The 14,559-nt window shown below is 75.5% G+C and carries 17 protein-coding genes; 9 read left to right on the forward strand and 8 right to left on the reverse strand.

Annotation, left to right across the window (positions count from 1 at the left end):
* The first annotated feature begins 15 nt into the window (after positions 1–15).
* The gene (locus tag ABGB16_RS14705) at positions 16–693 is read left to right on the forward strand and encodes a response regulator transcription factor (protein WP_347668651.1); all 678 of its coding nucleotides are present in this window, start codon (positions 16–18) and stop codon (positions 691–693) included.
* Between the two features lie 159 nt (positions 694–852).
* Here the strand turns inward: ABGB16_RS14705 and ABGB16_RS14710 are convergent, their stop codons facing one another.
* The 3 genes from ABGB16_RS14710 to ABGB16_RS14720 form a co-directional block, all read right to left on the reverse strand.
* A complete protein-coding gene (locus ABGB16_RS14710; RefSeq protein WP_347668593.1) occupies positions 853–1,425 on the reverse strand; it encodes a DUF5709 domain-containing protein in 573 nt (190 codons plus the stop codon).
* A 156-nt stretch (positions 1,426–1,581) separates the two neighbouring features.
* Entirely contained in the window at positions 1,582–2,280 is a 699-nt protein-coding gene (locus ABGB16_RS14715) for an ATP-binding protein (RefSeq protein ID WP_347668594.1), read from the reverse strand.
* Positions 2,281–2,363: 83 nt separating this feature from the next.
* On the reverse strand, positions 2,364–3,356 hold the full coding sequence (locus ABGB16_RS14720; RefSeq protein WP_347668595.1) for an SDR family oxidoreductase: 993 nt from the start codon (positions 3,354–3,356) through the stop codon (positions 2,364–2,366).
* Positions 3,357–3,517: 161 nt separating this feature from the next.
* On the opposite strand from ABGB16_RS14720, the gene ABGB16_RS14725 reads away from it, so the two are divergent.
* A complete protein-coding gene (locus tag ABGB16_RS14725) occupies positions 3,518–4,720 on the forward strand; it encodes a glycosyltransferase (protein ID WP_347668596.1) in 1,203 nt (400 codons plus the stop codon).
* A gap of 43 nt (positions 4,721–4,763) precedes the next feature.
* Here the strand turns inward: ABGB16_RS14725 and ABGB16_RS14730 are convergent, their stop codons facing one another.
* From ABGB16_RS14730 to aroA, 4 genes are all read right to left on the reverse strand, one after another.
* On the reverse strand, positions 4,764–5,630 hold the full coding sequence (locus ABGB16_RS14730) for a hypothetical protein (protein ID WP_347668652.1): 867 nt from the start codon (positions 5,628–5,630) through the stop codon (positions 4,764–4,766).
* A gap of 60 nt (positions 5,631–5,690) precedes the next feature.
* On the reverse strand, positions 5,691–6,506 hold the full coding sequence (hisN, locus tag ABGB16_RS14735; protein ID WP_347668597.1) for a histidinol-phosphatase: 816 nt from the start codon (positions 6,504–6,506) through the stop codon (positions 5,691–5,693).
* Positions 6,507–6,720: 214 nt separating this feature from the next.
* Positions 6,721–7,803: a ribosome small subunit-dependent GTPase A gene (gene rsgA / locus ABGB16_RS14740; protein ID WP_347668653.1), complete on the reverse strand. Its 1,083-nt coding sequence runs from the start codon at positions 7,801–7,803 to the stop codon at positions 6,721–6,723.
* Between the two features lie 18 nt (positions 7,804–7,821).
* Positions 7,822–9,123 (reverse strand): 3-phosphoshikimate 1-carboxyvinyltransferase, encoded by a 1,302-nt coding sequence (aroA, locus tag ABGB16_RS14745; RefSeq protein WP_347668598.1) that lies wholly within the window; start codon positions 9,121–9,123, stop codon positions 7,822–7,824.
* Between the two features lie 101 nt (positions 9,124–9,224).
* Between aroA and ABGB16_RS14750 the strand changes: the two genes are divergently transcribed.
* The 7 genes from ABGB16_RS14750 (at position 9,225) to ABGB16_RS14780 (ending at position 13,837) form a co-directional block, all read left to right on the forward strand.
* Positions 9,225–9,932: an SOS response-associated peptidase gene (locus tag ABGB16_RS14750; protein ID WP_347668599.1), complete on the forward strand. Its 708-nt coding sequence runs from the start codon at positions 9,225–9,227 to the stop codon at positions 9,930–9,932.
* A gap of 214 nt (positions 9,933–10,146) precedes the next feature.
* Entirely contained in the window at positions 10,147–10,539 is a 393-nt protein-coding gene (locus ABGB16_RS14755) for a WhiB family transcriptional regulator (RefSeq protein WP_347668600.1), read from the forward strand.
* 150 nt (positions 10,540–10,689) lie between these two features.
* Entirely contained in the window at positions 10,690–11,310 is a 621-nt protein-coding gene (locus tag ABGB16_RS14760) for an alpha/beta family hydrolase (protein ID WP_347668601.1), read from the forward strand.
* 228 nt (positions 11,311–11,538) lie between these two features.
* Positions 11,539–12,366 carry a sigma-70 family RNA polymerase sigma factor gene (locus ABGB16_RS14765; RefSeq protein WP_347668602.1) on the forward strand — a complete coding sequence of 276 codons (828 nt, stop codon included), beginning with the start codon at positions 11,539–11,541 and terminating at the stop codon, positions 12,364–12,366.
* Between the two features lies 1 nt (position 12,367).
* Complete coding sequence (gene rsrA, locus ABGB16_RS14770; protein ID WP_347668603.1) at positions 12,368–12,655, forward strand: mycothiol system anti-sigma-R factor; 288 nt, start codon at positions 12,368–12,370, stop codon at positions 12,653–12,655.
* A 454-nt stretch (positions 12,656–13,109) separates the two neighbouring features.
* Positions 13,110–13,325 carry a biotin/lipoyl-binding carrier protein gene (locus tag ABGB16_RS14775; protein WP_091068708.1) on the forward strand — a complete coding sequence of 72 codons (216 nt, stop codon included), beginning with the start codon at positions 13,110–13,112 and terminating at the stop codon, positions 13,323–13,325.
* Complete coding sequence (locus ABGB16_RS14780; protein ID WP_347668604.1) at positions 13,322–13,837, forward strand: GNAT family N-acetyltransferase; 516 nt, start codon at positions 13,322–13,324, stop codon at positions 13,835–13,837. Before ABGB16_RS14775 ends, ABGB16_RS14780 begins: the two co-directional genes overlap by 4 nt.
* A 134-nt stretch (positions 13,838–13,971) precedes the next feature.
* Here the strand turns inward: ABGB16_RS14780 and ABGB16_RS14785 are convergent, their stop codons facing one another.
* Positions 13,972–14,541, reverse strand: a complete 570-nt coding sequence (locus ABGB16_RS14785) for a helix-turn-helix domain-containing protein (RefSeq protein WP_347668605.1) — start codon at positions 14,539–14,541, stop codon at positions 13,972–13,974.
* Between the last annotated feature and the right edge of the window lie 18 nt (positions 14,542–14,559).

The following is a 14,559-nucleotide window of genomic DNA, read 5'->3' on the forward strand; positions in this document are numbered from 1 at the left end:
GCCGGCGTACGGGTGATGGTGGTGGACGACCACCCGATGTGGCGCGAGGGGGTGGCCCGCGACCTCACCGAGGCCGGCCACCTGGTGGTCGCCACCAGCGGCGAGGGACGTCAGGCGGTGCGGGTGGCCGCCGCCGCTCGTCCCGACGTGGTCGTCCTCGACCTGCAACTGCCGGACATCTCCGGGGTGGAGGTGATCCGGGGGCTGCGGGCGGCGCTGCCCGGGGTGCGGGTGCTGATGCTCTCGGCCAGCGGGGAGCAGCAGACCGTCCTGGACGCGGTGAAGGCCGGGGCCACCGGGTACCTGGTCAAGTCGGCCGCACCGGCCGAGTTCCTGGACGCGGTGCGGCGCACCGCCGCGGGCGAGCCCGTCTTCACGCCCGGCCTGGCCGGGCTGGTGCTCGGGGAGTTCCGCCGGCTCGCCGGGGAGGGGCCGAGCCGGCGCGGCACGGCCTCCGGCGTCCGGACGGCCGGTCCCGCCGGCCGGGACGACGGCGCGCCCCGGCTCACCGACCGGGAGACCGAGGTGCTGCGGCTGGTGGCCAAGGGGATGTCGTACAAGCAGATCGCCGAGCGGCTCGGGCTGTCCCACCGGACGGTGCAGAACCACGTGCAGAACACGCTGGGCAAGCTGCAGCTGCACAACCGGGTCGAGCTGACCCGGTACGCGATCGAGCGCGGCCTCGACGGCTGATTCCAGGTCGGGGATCGGCTGTCGAGGCGGTGGCCGGCGTGACCTGTAGGTGGGCTGGCTGGTCGATCGCTGATGGGGAAGGTTGACGGCCGGGCTGCGCTTCTCCCGGCGTGTCGAGTTCCTGGACTGCCAACGCTCGTGCTGGACGGGCGGACGCCGTCAGCGCGACTCGGGCGGGCGGGTCTCGTGGATCGCCAGCTCCTCGGCGCTCGCCCCGCCGCCGGCCGAGCCCGCGTCGTACGCGACGCTGTCGGTCTCCAGGTCGCTGTGTGCCCCCTCGTCCGGTTCCACCAGGCGGCCGACGGTGGCGTCGGCGACGCCGCCGAGCCGGCCGTGGTCGTAGACCGAGATCGGGGACTTCGGGTCGGAGGTGGGGCCGGGGTCGATGACGTCCGCATCGAGCTGCGCCTGCGCGGCCGCCGCCGGGCTGTCGGCCTCGGCCGCGATGTCCGGGTCGACCGGGGCGGCCAGCGGGTCGTCGGCGGGACGCTCGTAGACCTCCCGCCCGAGCTTGTAGTCCAGCGACTCCCCGTCGAGCTGCTCCTCGGCGGTGGTGCCGTACCGGTCCACGGCGACCGGCGTGCGGTCCCCCGGCAGTTGGGCCGGCTCCGGGCCGTCCGCCTCGCGGCCGGTGAAGAGGTCGTCGTTGGCCGTCGAGTCGTCGTCGGCGGTCTGGGGAAGCCCCTCCGCCTCGGGATCGGAGACGGGGGTCGGGTACTCGTCGTCGCGCATGCCTGAGCACTACCCGCTGCCCCCCACCCGTAACCGGCAGGGGACCGGGCGCGGGTCGGGCGAGGCGCCGCGATCTTGCAGTTTGTGCCCTCAGTCCGGGCGGAATGCCCGGTTTGCCGGGGCAAAAAGTGCAAGATCGCGGGAGGGGGAAGGGGGTCAGGGGCGTTCGTCCTCGGTGTGCAGGACCGCCCAGACCAGCTTCCCGTCGCGCAGCGGCGTGCTGCCCCAGCGGCGGGCGACCGTGTCGATGAGCAGCAGGCCCCGGCCGCCGGCCGTGTCCACCGGAACCAGCCCGGCGTACGTCGGCTGCCGCGGGGAGTGGTCGCGCACGCCGATGTGCAGGGTGTCCCCGCGCGGCGCGAGCCGGACGGTCATCATGGTGCCCGCGTGCGCCACCACGTTGTTGACCATCTCCGTCACCGCGATGCAGCCCGCCTCGGCCAGCTCGTCGACCCCCCAGCGGGCGCAGCCGTCGAGCACCAGCGCCCGGGCCTGCCGTGCCGCCCCGACGTCCGGCGGCAGCTCCGTCGTGGCCGCCGTGGCCGTCGGGAGCACTGCCAGCGCGGCCGTCGCCTCGTCGAGGGTCGGCCAGACGGGCAGCTCGTCGCCGGCCGTCCTCCCGGTGGGGTCGACGACCAGCAGGTCCGCCGCCGGCCAGTCGGCGACCTCCCGGCGTACCTCGGCGAACGTGCGGCGGGCGGCGCGGTCGGTGATCCGCACCCCGGACAGGTCGACCACCACGGGGCCGGGCCGTTCGCAGAGCCGCGCGAGCAGCGCGTCGCGTACGGTGCCGGTGGCGGTGGTGTCGAGCACCCCGGTCAGCCGGAGCGCGCCGGACGATTCGTCCGTCTCCACCAGACATCGCACGTGTGTCGGCATAATCGCCCCATTGTGCACTCCGGTTACCGGGTGCGCATCCAACCGGCCGGCCCCGTTCATCACGCTTCCGTCCGGACTCTTCTGGCCATCACGGTTCCCACCGCCGTGCCCGCCGCCGCGAGTCCGAACGCGGCGGTCAGTCGGACCAGCCGCCCGCGCCGCCCGCGCCAGCCGCCCTCCCGCTCGCCCGTCGCGTCGGCGGTGAAGACGTTGCCGGTGCTGTCGGGCCGGTGCGCCGGCCCGAACTGGAAGCGGCGGCCGTACCAGCCGAGGCCGCGCTCGGCCAGCGCCGGGGCCAGCCGCCACTGGGCGCCGAGCAGCCGGGCCGCGCCCCCGGCGTACGCCTCGCGGCGCGGCCGGCGCAGCAGCCGGACGATGGTCTCGGCGACCAGTTCCGGCGGGTACACCGGGGCGGGGGGCACCAGTTCCTGACCGGTGTGGTTGGCGGTGTGCCGGAAGAACGGGGTGTCGATGCTCGCCGGCAGCACCGTGCAGACGGAGACGTGGCCCCGCCCGGTGACCCGCAGCTCCTGGCGGACCGCGTCGGCGAGCCCCCGGATGCCGTGTTTGGCGGCGTTGTACGCCGACTGGTAGGGCATCGCCACCTCCGCCAGCACGGAGGCGTTGTTGACCAGCACCCCACCGCCGGCGGCGTCGAGGTACGGCAGGGCCGCCTTCATCCCGTGCACGACGCCGAGCAGGTTCACCTCCAGCACCCGGCGGAACTCCCGCACCGGGATCTCGTCGAACAGGCCCACGGCGCTGACCGCCGCGTTGTTGATCCAGGCGTCGATCCGGCCGAACTCGTCGGCCGCGCGGGCGGCGAGGCGCTGCACCGCCACCGGGTCCGTGACGTCCGTCGGTACGACCAGCGGGCGCCCGCCCAGCTCCCGGCAGCGCGCCGCCACCCGCCCCAGCGCCTGTTCGCTGCGCGCCGCCAGCACCACGGCAGCACCCCGGCGGGCCAGCGCGTACGCGGTGGCGGTGCCGATGCCGCTGGAGGCGCCGGTGATCACGACCGTGGCGTCGTCGAGACTGCGGGTGAGAGGCATTACTCGCCCGTACCCCCGTGCGGGCCGCTCATGCCGGCGGAGTTTCCCGGCGGCCGGGTCGTACGTTTCCGACTTGCCAGGTTTCGGCTCGTGGGCGCCCGGTTAATGGGACCCTCTGACCGGGAGGATCCGCCAGCTCGAGGAACGCATGGAGGTGACCCATGCGCGTCGGCCTAGTGTGCGCGCACTCCGGCCCGTCCAGGCCCGCCGACGGTCCGCCCGTCGGCACGCGCGAGCACATCACGCGGGTCGCCGCCGAGCTGGCCGCCCGTGGCCACGACGTGCACCTCTACGAGCGCCGGGACGACCCGGACCTACCGGCCGCCGTCGAGGTCGACGGGTACCGGGCGGAGCGGGTCCCGGTCGGTCCGGCCGCCCCGGCGCCGACCGCCGAGCTGGTCCCGTACGTGCCCGAGTTCGGTCGGTGGCTGGCCGAGCGGTGGGCGGGGGAGTGGGCCCCGGAGGTGGTGCACGGGCACTACTGGGTCGGCGGGCTGGCCGCCGCGCACGCCGTCCGGGAGACGGACGTCCCGGTCGTGCAGACCTTCCACTCCCTCGGCGTCGAGCAGCTCCGGCATCTGGGCCCCGGGTACGACGGCCCGGGCGCCCGCATCCCGCTGGAGCGGGCGCTGACGCGCGCCGTGGACATCGCGGTCGCGCAGTGCAACGACGAGGTCGACGAGCTGACCCGGATGGGCCTGCAACGGGCCTCGGTGGCGATGGTGCCGGCCGGGGTGGACGTGGAGCGGTTCCATCCCGACGGGGAGGCGGCCCCGCGCGACCAGCGCGCCCGCATCCTCTCCGTGGGCGGGCTGTCGGCCGGGCACGGGCAGGACGACCTGATCCGGGCGATGCGGCTGGTCGGCGACGCCGAGCTGATCATCGCGGGCGGGCCGCCGGCCGAGCAGCTCGCCGGCCACGCGGAGGCCCGCCGCCTGCGCGAGCTGGCCGAGCGCGTCGGCGTGGCCGAGCAGGTGACCCTGGTCGGCGCGGTGCCGCACGACCAGATGGCCACCTGGTACCGCTCGGCCGACGTGGTCGCCTGCACCCCGCACTACTCCTCCGCGGGGCGGGTGTCGTTGGAGGCGATGGCCTGCGGCGTGCCCGTCGTCGGGTACGCCATGGGCGGCATCGCCGACGCCGTGGTCGACGAGGTCACCGGCAAGCTGGTGCCGCCGGGCGACGTACGCGCCCTCGGGCTCACGCTGCGCCGGCTGCTCAGCGACAACGCGGGGCGGTTCGCGTACGGGCACGCGGCGGTGGACCGGGTGCGGTGCAGCTACACCTGGGAGCGGACGGCCGGCGCGTTGGAGCGGCTCTACGAGCGGGTGGTCCGCCGCCGCAAACCGGTCGAGGCGGCCTAGGGGCCGGCGGCGGGGGCCAGCGGCGGGGGCTCGGCGGCGGGGCTCAGCGGCGGGGACGTACCGGGACGCCGGCCGGCACCATGCCCCGGTCGCGGTCCCGGGCCACCTCGTGGTGATGCTGCGGCTCGGCGTACCTTGTCAGCCCGATGACCGCGGCCAGCGTGGCCAGGAAGCCGAGCCCGGCCAGCCACTCCCGGCCGGGCCAGATCCGGTCGCCCAGCAGCAGCAGCCCGACGATCGCCGCGGGCACCGCGCCCGCGGCGTCCATGGCGGCCACGGCCGCCGTGGTGGACCCGCGCTGCATCGCCAGCCCGAGCAGCAGCTGCCCGACCACCGAGTGGGCCACCAGCAGGTAGAGCAGCGGGTCGCGGACGAGCGCCTCGGCGGTCGACGCGGAGGCCAGCGGGCGGGCGGCCACCGCGGCGGCGGAGAAGGCCAGCCCGGCCAGCGAGCCGAGCGCCACGGACCCGGGCGCGCCGTGCAGCCGTACCGCGAAGAAGCCGAGCACGGCGATCAGGGCCAGCGCCACCGCCAAAGCGGCCAGCCCGGCGGTGCCCAGCTGCCGCGACGGCGCGGGCTGCGCCGACAGCACCAGGCCCGTGATGCCCGCGAAGAGCAGCACCAGCAGCGCCACCTCGGCGGTGGGCAGCCGCCACTTGAGCACCAGCACGCCGAGGATGGCCGTCACCCCCAGCCCGGCCGCCACGCTCGCCTGGACCAGGAACAGCGGCAGGTCCCGGCGCGCCAGGAAGGCCAGCACGAACCCGCCCACCTGGCAGCCCAGCCCGACCAGGTACGTGCGGTGGCTGGCCAGCCGCAGCAGCAACCCCGGGTCGAACGTGTGGTGCAGCGTGGTCCGGGCCGCGGCCACGGACTGGAGGAGGTTGGCGATGCCGTACGCGACGATCATCGCCGCCAGGAAGCACCAGCCGGAGGACACCACCTGGCGAGGATAGAGGCTGCTACCGGATCACCGCTCGGCCGGCCGGCCGAGCCTCGCCAGGATGTCGCCGTGCAGCGCGCCGTTGCTGGCCACGGCGCTGTGCCCGGCGGCGTCCCCGGCCGGGGCGGGTCGCCCGGCCAGGTCCGTGAACGTCCCGCCCGCCTCGGTGACGATCGGCACCAACGCGGCGACGTCCCACAGCGACAGCTCCGGCTCGACCATCACGTCCAGCGACCCCTCCGCCAGCAGCATGTAGCCGTAGAAGTCGCCGTACGCCCGGCTGCGCCAGGTGTCCCGCATGAGCTGGAGCATCGGTTCCAGCCGCCCGGCGTCCTCCCAGCCGGACAGCGACGAGTAGCAGAAGCTGGCGTCGGCGAGCCGGCCGACGCGGGAGACCGAGATCGGTTCGCCGTGGGCGGCGTCCGGCCCGGCGTACGCGCCCGCGCCCCGCGCGGCCCACCAGCGGCGGCCCAGCGCGGGCGCGGAGACCAGCCCGGCCACCGGCCGGTCGCCCTCCAGCAGGGCGATCAGGGTGGCCCAGATCGGCACCCCCCGGACGAAGTTCTTGGTGCCGTCGATCGGGTCCACCACCCAGCGCCGCCCGCCCGACCCGGCGGGGGGCTGCTCGCCGTACTCCTCGCCGAGCAGGCCGTCGCCCGGCCGGTGCTCGGCGAGCAGCGCGCGGATCTCCCGCTCGACCGCCGTGTCGGCGTCGGAGACGGGGGTGAGATCGGGCTTCGCCTCGACCCGCAGGTCGAGGGCGCGGAACCGGGCCGTGGAGACGGCGTCCGCGCGGTCGGCGAGCAGGTGGGCGAGGGCGAGGTCGTCGGCGTACCCGGTCATGGCGAAACCGTAGCGACCGCCGGGCCGCGCCGGGGCGGGCGGCTCGCCGCGTGTCACGGCATGGGAGCGGCGCCGGCTCGCGGTCGGGCCGGGGCGGCGGGTGTCACGCGGGCGGATCGCTCGGGCTGGGGCGACAGGGTGTCACGCGGGCGGGTCGGCCGGGCCGGGCGACAGGGTGTCACGCGGGCGGGCGGCCGGGCCGGGCGGCCGGGTGTCACGCCGCGGGCGGGGCGTCGGCGTCGCGGTCGGTCTCGCGGGGGTCGGCCTCCCCGGTGCGGGAGGCCAGCAGCCGGCGGTACGAGGCCAGCCGCCGCGGATCGGCCCGGCCCGCGGCCACCCAGGCGTCCAGCGCGCAGGCCGCCTCGTCGGCCGTGTGCTGGCAGTTCGCCGGGCAGTCCACCGTCCCCTCGACCAGGTCCGGGAAGCCGTGCAGCAGGCTCTCGGCCGACACGTGCGCCAGCCCGAAGCTGCGCACCCCGGGGGTGTCGACGATCCAGCCCGGGTCGGCGTCGGAGCCCGGTCGGGGCGGCAGCCGCAGCGCCACGGCGCTGCTGGACGTGTGCCGGCCCCGGCCGATCGCGCTGACCCTGCCGACCGCGCGGGCGGCGTCCGGGACGAGGCGGTTGACCAGCGTCGACTTGCCCACCCCGGAGTGCCCCACCAGGACCGACACCCGCCCGGCGAGCAGGCCGCGCAGCCCGTCGAGGTCGGAGTCCGGCCGGACGAGCACGTACGGCAGCTCCAGCTCGGCGTAGTAGCCCACCACCTGCTCGGGGCCGGCCAGGTCGGCCTTGGTCAGGCAGAGCAGCGGCTCGACGTCCGCGTCGTACGCGGCCACCAGGCAGCGGTCGATGAAGCCGGTGCGCGGCGGCGGGTCGGCGAGCGCGCTGACGATGACGAGCTGGTCGGCGTTGGCCACCACCACCCGTTCGAGCTTCCCCTCGGCGGTGGTCTCGTCGTCGTCGGCGGTGCGCCGCAGCACCGAGCTGCGCTCGGCGATCCGGACGATCCGGGCCAGCGCCCCGGCCGTGCCGGACGTGTCGCCGACCAGGCCCACCCGGTCGCCCACCACGACTGACTTGCGGCCCAGCTCCCGGGCCCGCATCGCGGTGACGGTCGGCGCGTCCGGGCCGCCGGCGTCGGCGAGCACGCAGGTGTAGCGACCCCGGTCCACGGCCGTCACGAACCCCTCGACCGCCTCGGCGTGCCGGGGGCGGGTCCGGGTACGCGGGCGCGAGGACCTCCCGGGCCGGACCCGTACGTCGTCCTCGTCGTACTCCCGCCGTCTGGTCGCCAGGACCGTCCCCCCGTCGTGTCAGCTCTTTCCGGTCACCATCGCCGACCATAGCGCCGGGAACTCCGGCATGGTCTTGGAGGTGCACGACACGTCGTCCAGCTCGATGCCGGGGACGGCGAGCCCGGCCACCGCCGCGGCGTGCGCCATCCGGTGGTCGTGGTACGTCCGGAACACGCCGCCGCGCAGCGGGCGGGGGCGGATCTCCAGGCCGTCCGTCGACTCGGTGATGTCCGCCCCGAGGGCGGTGAACTCGCGGGCCAGCGCGGCGATCCGGTCGGTCTCGTGACCCCGGATGTGGGCGACGCCGGTGAACCGGGACGGCGAGTCGGCGAGCATGGCGAGCGCGGTCAGCGCCGGGGTCAGCTCGCTCACGTCGGACAGGTCGGCGTCGATGCCGCAGACCTTGCCGGTGCCGCGCACGGTCAGCCCCTCGGTGCTGAGGCTCACCTCGCCGCCCATGCGCTGCAACAGCCCGCGGAGCTGCTCGACCGGCTGGGCGCTGCTGCGCGGCCAGCCGCGTAGCGTCACCTCGCCGCCGGTGACCAGCGCGGCGGCGAAGAACGGCACCGCGCCGGACAGGTCCGGCTCGATCTCCCAGCCCCGGCCGGACAGCGGCCCGGGCTCGACCACCCAGACGTCGGGCACGGTGTCGTCGACCGCCGCCCCGGCGGCCCGCAGCATCTGCACGGTCATCCGCAGGTGCGGCGCGGAGGGGACCGGCGGGCCGACGTGCCGGACCACGACCCCCCGGTCGAAGCGCGGCGCGGCCAGCAGCAGGCCCGAGACGAGCTGGCTGGAGGCGGAGGCGTCGATGACCACCTCGCCGCCGGTGACCCGGCCGGCGCCGAAGACGGTCAGCGGAAGGCTGCCGGTGGCCGGGGTCTCGATGCGTACGCCGAGGGAGCGCAGCGCGCCGATCAGCGGGCCGAGCGGCCGGGTGCGGGCCTGCGGGTCGCCGTCGAAGGTGATCCGCCCCTCGGCCAGGCCGGCGACGGGCGGCACGAACCGCATGATGGTGCCGGCGAGCCCCACGTCGACGTGTGCCGGGCCGGCGAGCGGGTGGGGCCGGACGAGCCACCGGTCGTCGTCGGCGATCGACATGTGCGCGCCCAGCGCGCGCAGCGCGCCCGCCATCAGCTCGGTGTCCCGGGCGCGCAGCGGCCGGGCCAGCGTGGAGGGGCCACCGGCCAGCGCGCTGAGCACCAGCGCGCGGGCGGTCATCGACTTGGAGCCGGGCAGCCGCAGCGAGGCCACCACGGGATCGGACGCGGTCGGAGCGGTCCACGGCCGCAGCGGCCGGGTCGCGGTCAGGTTCCCCACGGTGACATTCTGCCGTATTCCCGGCGTGTTACGACCGGCCGCGTGGTCCGCTCCCGGCTGGCGGGACAGCCGGGTCCGGCCCGGGGCGCTAGCGTGTGCCCATGTGCGGTAGGTACGCCACGACCCGGAGCACGGGTGACCTGAGCGCGCTGTTCGAGTCGTACGACGAGACTGACGGCGGCGCCAGGTCGAGCCACAACGTGGCCCCGACCGACTCCGTGCCGCTGGTGCGGCTCACCGCCGAGGGGCACCGGGCGCTCTCCGCCGGCCGCTGGGGGCTGGTCCCGCCCTGGGCCTCCTCGCCCGCGGGCGCCGCCCGCATGATCAATGCGCGGGCCGAGACGGTGGCCACGAGCCGGGCGTACGCGCCCTCGTTCGCCCGCCGCCGCTGCCTGGTCCCCGCCGACGGCTGGTACGAGTGGGTCCGGCGGGCGGACGGCGGCCGCCAGGCGTACTACATGACCCCGGCCGACTCCTCGGTGCTGGCCCTGGCCGGCATCTGGTCGGTCTGGGAGGGCCCGTCCGGGCCGCTGCTGAGCTTCAGCGTGCTGACCGTGCCGGCGATCGGCGAACTGGCCGAGGTGCACGACCGGATGCCGCTGCTGCTGCCCCGCGAGCGCTGGTCCGCCTGGCTGGGCCCGGCCGACGACCGGGCCGCGCTGCTCGCCCCGCCCGCGCCGGACTGGCTGGCCGGGCTGGAGATCCGGCCGGTCGGGCCGGCGGTCGGCAACGTGCGCAACGACGGGCCGCAGCTGATTGCCCGCATTCCCGCGCCGGACCCGCCGGCCGAAAAAATGACGCTTTTCTGACAGTTGCTTGCGTGCATTGTCGCGCACTGATTTGTCGGCGTTTGCGACGGATCGTCGGCCACCTGTCCGGTCGGCTTTTAGGCGAGTTTCCGGGCGGGCCCTTGTCCCCGCGTCCCGAAGTGCGATACAACACAGCGCCGAAGTGGGTGTCGATTCGTACGGTGCGAACGACTCCCACCGGCATTTTTTCCGGTCCCACGGGGGAGGTGGGTGGATGACACGGGCGCGTATGCCCCGCCCGCACGAGGTGGCTGCCGCGCGACGGGATCCGCGACTGTTGCGGGCGCTGCGCGAACGGCGACAGGACGATGCATGGCGGACCAGGGGAACCTGCCAGAGCGTGGACCCGGAGACATTCTTTCCGGCGCCCAACGAACCGGCAGACGCGGCCGTCGCGCTCTGCCGCAGTTGCGACGTCCAGGGCTCCTGCCTGGCGTGGGCGCTGGAGGTCGGTGACTGCCACGGCGTGTGGGGCGGCACGACACCGCGCGAGCGCCGCGCGATGCTGGTCGCGTGGCGCGGCGAGGTCGATCCCGACCCGGACGCGGTCGACGAGGCCGGCCCGCCGGTGCGGGACCGGCTGCTCGCCCTGGTCCCGCTGAGCTGACCGGGCCGCCCTCCCGGGTCGACGGGCGGCTCTTGCAGCGTCCGCGCCGGCCCGGGAGCGCCGACCCGGGAGCGCCGGCCCGGGAGCGCCGGCCCGGGAGCGCCGGCCCGGGAGCGCCGACCCGGGAGCGCCGACCCGCAGAATGGGCCGGTGCGGCACGACGACGAGATCGAGACACCACGCGGGCCCGCCCGGGTCGACGTCAGCCTGCCCGTCGGCCCGGCGGCCGCCCTGCTCGTGCTCGGCCACGGCGCGGGCGGTGACGTCGACGCGCCGGATCTGCGCGCCCTGCGGGACGCGGCGGTCGCCGCCGGCGTGGCGGTGGCCCTGGTCACCCAGCCGTACCGGGTGGCCGGCAGGCGGGCGCCGGCCCCCGCGGGGCACCTCGACGAGGCGTGGGCGGCCGTACTGGCCGACCTGCGTCGCAGGTATCCCGGCGTGCCGGCGCTCGTGGTCGGCGGCCGGTCCAGCGGCGCCCGCGTCGCGTGCCGCACGGCGACCACGGTCGGCGCCGACGGCGTCGTGGCGCTGGCCTTCCCGCTGCACCCGCCCGGCCGGCCGGAACGCTCTCGGGCCGCGGAGCTGCCCACCGGGCTGCCGACGCTGGTGGTCAACGGCGACCGCGACCCGTTCGGCGTGCCCGACGCGGGTCCGCCGGTCCGGGTGGTGGTCCGCCCCGGTGAGCGGCACGACCTGCGCGCCGACCCGGCGGGCACGGCCGCCGTGGTGGTCGACTGGCTGCGCGAGCGGGGCTGGGCGTCGACGCCCTGAGCGGGCGGCCGTCGCCGACCGTGTCCGCGCGCGGCGCGCGTCGTTGACTCCGATGGTGCCGGGGGCCCGGTTCGGGTCTCGGCGCCGTCCCTCCCAGGCCCTTCCTGGTCCCAGCGCCGGTGCTCGCCGGGGCCGGGACCAGGAACGGGGGCCGGCGAGCCGGAATGCGGCGCCCCACACCCCGCGTTACCACCCTCGGACGAGACTTCTGCTTCGAGGGGGTGACCGGTGCCGACGGAGACCCGGAGCCGGGAACGGGACGAACAGCTCCAGGCGGGGCTGCTCAGGCAGTTGCTGGACGGGCCGGACTGGTCCGTGCCGGTGCCGCCGGCCCAGCCGCGGGAGGTGGTGAGTACCAGCACACCGGCCGGAAGTGGATCTGCGGACGTGAGCCGGCGCGTATCCTCGGCGGGAAGGCATCCGACCCGAGGGGATGTGCGGTTGACCACCGAGAAGACGGACGAGCGCAGGGCCCGCTTCGAGCGGGACGCGATGCCCTTCGTCGACCAGCTCTACGCCGCCGCGCTGCGCATGACGCGTAACCCGGCGGATGCCGAGGACCTGGTCCAGGAGACGTACCTGAAGGCGTACGCCGCCTTCCACCAGTTCGAGCAGGGCACCAACCTGAAGGCCTGGCTGTACCGGATCCTGACCAACACCTACATCAACTCCTACCGCAAGCGGCAGCGCCAGCCGGTGCAGGCGCCCACGGACGAGATCACCGACTGGCAGCTCGCCGAGGCCGAGTCGCACACCTCCAGCGGGCTGCGCTCGGCCGAGACGGAGGCGCTGGACCGCCTGCCCGACAGCGATGTCAAGGAGGCCCTCCAGCAGTTGCCGGAGGAGTTCCGCCTGGCCGTCTACCTCACCGACGTCGAGGGCTTCTCCTACAAGGAGGTGGCCGACATCATGGGCACGCCCATCGGCACCGTGATGTCCCGGCTGCACCGCGGCCGTCGTAATCTGCGCAAGCTGCTCGAGCGGTACGCCGCCGACCGGGGGTTCACCGCCGCGTCGTCCGGCAAGGGCTCGGCCGCGGCCGGTCGGGAGGTATGACGTGAGCTGTGGAGAGCCGCACGAGACGGACTGCCGCGAGGTCCTCGCGGAGGTCTACCTCTACCTCGACCTGGAGTGCGCCGAGGAGCGCCGCACGCTGATCCGGCGGCACCTCGACGAGTGCGGGCCCTGCCTGCGCGAGTACGGCCTGGAGCAGGAGGTGAAGGCGCTGGTCGCCCGCTGCTGCGGCAACGAGACCGCGCCGGAGCAGCTGCGCGAGCGGCTGCGGATCCGCCTGACCGAGCTGGTCGTCTTCGAGACGAGCGAGTCGCGCAAGCTGACCGACTGACGCGCGTCGCGCGACGAACCACACACGACGGTGGCCCGGGTCGACAGACCCGGGCCACCGTCACGTCCGGCCGGTCGGCCGGTACACCGGAACGGAGGGCGGACGCGCCCCGCCCCGATCAGGAGTTGGGGCGCTTGCCGTGGTTCGCGCTGCTCTTCTTGCGGGCCTTCTTCTTGCGGGCCTTCTTCGCCATGCTGACCTCCTCATGTGCTGGTCACGTCCGCCCGCGCGGGAGCGCGGCGGTGGTCGCGTACCGGCCTCCCGGGCGCCCGGGGTCCGACCCGCTGATGCTAATGCGTCGGGCGCGTACGTCCGCCCGGCGGGCCGGGGCCGGCGGGCCGGGGGCCGGCCGAGGCCGGCGGGGCGGCAGCGGCGCCGCGCCGCTCCGCGCCTCTCGGGTGTGGACGCATGATTGGATACGGATCGCAGACACCGGTGGAGAGGGAGGGCCGAGATGGCCGAGGAGATCCGCGCCGAGATGGTGGCGAACGTGTGGAAGGTCGTCGCGTCCGCCGGGGACACCGTGTCCGAGGGGGACACCCTGGTCATCCTGGAGTCGATGAAGATGGAGATCCCCGTCGTCGCCGAGTCCGACGGTGTCGTGCAGCAGCTGGCGGTCAACGAGGGCGACGTGGTGCAGGACGGCGACCTGATCGCGGTGATCGGTTGACCGGCCTGCGCGTCCGGCGGGCCACCGCGGCCGACTTCGCGGCGGTGGCCCGGCTGACCGTCGCCGCGTACGAGGCCGACGGGCAGCTCAAGGGTGAGAACGGCTACGGCACGGTGCTCGCCGACGTGGCCACCCGGGCGGAGAGCGGCGAGGTGCTGGTCGCCGTCGACGAGGCCACCGGCGAGGTGCTCGGCTCCGTCACGTTCGTGCTGCCCGGCACCCCGTACGCCGAGCTGTCCGGCCCGGGCGAGGCGGAGTTCCGGATGCTCGCGGTCGACCCGGCCGCGCAGGGCCGCGGCGCGGGAGTCGCGCTGGTCCGGGCCTGCCTGTCCCGCGCGGCCGAGCTGGGCTGCGCGGCCGTGGTGATCTGCGTGCGCAGCGGGTTCGCCGAGACCGCCCAGCGGCTCTACGAGCGGCTGGGCTTCGTCCGCACGCCCGAGCGGGACTGGTCGCCGCTGCCCGACGTGGAGCTGCTCGGCCTCCGCCGCGAGCTGACCGCCCCGCCGGCCTGACGGTCCGCCGGCCCCTGGCGGTCCGCCGGCCCCTGGCGGTCCGCCGGCCCCGCCGGCCGGGTTCGCCCGCCCCGCCGGCCGGGTTCGCCCGCCCCGCCGGCCGGGTTCGCCCGCCCCGCCGGGCGAGGCGGCGCTCAGCCGTCCTGGTCGGCGATCCGGGCCAGCAGCTCGTCGGCGATCTCCAACCCGAGGGCCTTCCGCTCCGCGTCGGTGATGTTCGGGGTACGCACCGCGAACCAGCTGCTGTGCACGGCGAACAGCGACAGCGCGGCGCGCAGCTGGGCGGCCGGGGAGTCGTCGCCCCGGGCCAGCGCGTCGGCCAGGCGCATCATCCGCTCGCGCATTTGCTTGCCGGCGGACAGGCTCTTCAGCACCGTCTGGTTCTGCTCGAAGAAGCGCATCACCGCGGCCTGCTCGCTGGTGAACATGGCCTCGGCGTACCGGGCGATCAGCTCCCGGCGGGTCGCCAACGTGGCCGGCTGCTCCTCGGCCCACGCGACGAGCGCGTCCATCCGGTGCAGCCGGTCCGCCACGAAGCTGTCGACGATCTCGTCCTTGCTCCGGAAGTGGTAGTAGAGCGCCGCCTTCGTCACGTTGAGCCGCTCCGCGATCTCACGCAACGAGGTCTTCTCGTACCCCTGCTCGGTGAAGAGCTCCAGGGCGACGGTCTTGATGCGCTCCCGCGTGCCTGTGCTCTCCCTCACCCGTGCACCATCCGAACT

This window comes from Micromonospora sp. B11E3, from assembly GCF_039871625.1.
GTDB lineage: Bacteria > Actinomycetota > Actinomycetes > Mycobacteriales > Micromonosporaceae > Micromonospora.

Bases quoted from the DNA above. Each gene is read 5' to 3' on its own strand.
- ABGB16_RS14705 (WP_347668651.1), top strand. From the start codon at position 16: ATGGTGGTGGACGACCACCCGATGTGGCGCGAGGGGGTGGCCCGCGAC.
- ABGB16_RS14710 (WP_347668593.1), bottom strand. From the start codon at position 1,425: ATGCGCGACGACGAGTACCCGACCCCCGTCTCCGATCCCGAGGCGGAG.
- ABGB16_RS14720 (WP_347668595.1), bottom strand. From the start codon at position 3,356: ATGCCTCTCACCCGCAGTCTCGACGACGCCACGGTCGTGATCACCGGC.
- ABGB16_RS14725 (WP_347668596.1), top strand. From the start codon at position 3,518: ATGCGCGTCGGCCTAGTGTGCGCGCACTCCGGCCCGTCCAGGCCCGCC.
- ABGB16_RS14730 (WP_347668652.1), bottom strand. From the start codon at position 5,630: ATGATCGTCGCGTACGGCATCGCCAACCTCCTCCAGTCCGTGGCCGCG.
- hisN (WP_347668597.1), bottom strand. From the start codon at position 6,506: ATGACCGGGTACGCCGACGACCTCGCCCTCGCCCACCTGCTCGCCGAC.
- ABGB16_RS14750 (WP_347668599.1), top strand. From the start codon at position 9,225: ATGTGCGGTAGGTACGCCACGACCCGGAGCACGGGTGACCTGAGCGCG.
- ABGB16_RS14755 (WP_347668600.1), top strand. From the start codon at position 10,147: ATGACACGGGCGCGTATGCCCCGCCCGCACGAGGTGGCTGCCGCGCGA.
- ABGB16_RS14775 (WP_091068708.1), top strand. From the start codon at position 13,110: ATGGCCGAGGAGATCCGCGCCGAGATGGTGGCGAACGTGTGGAAGGTC.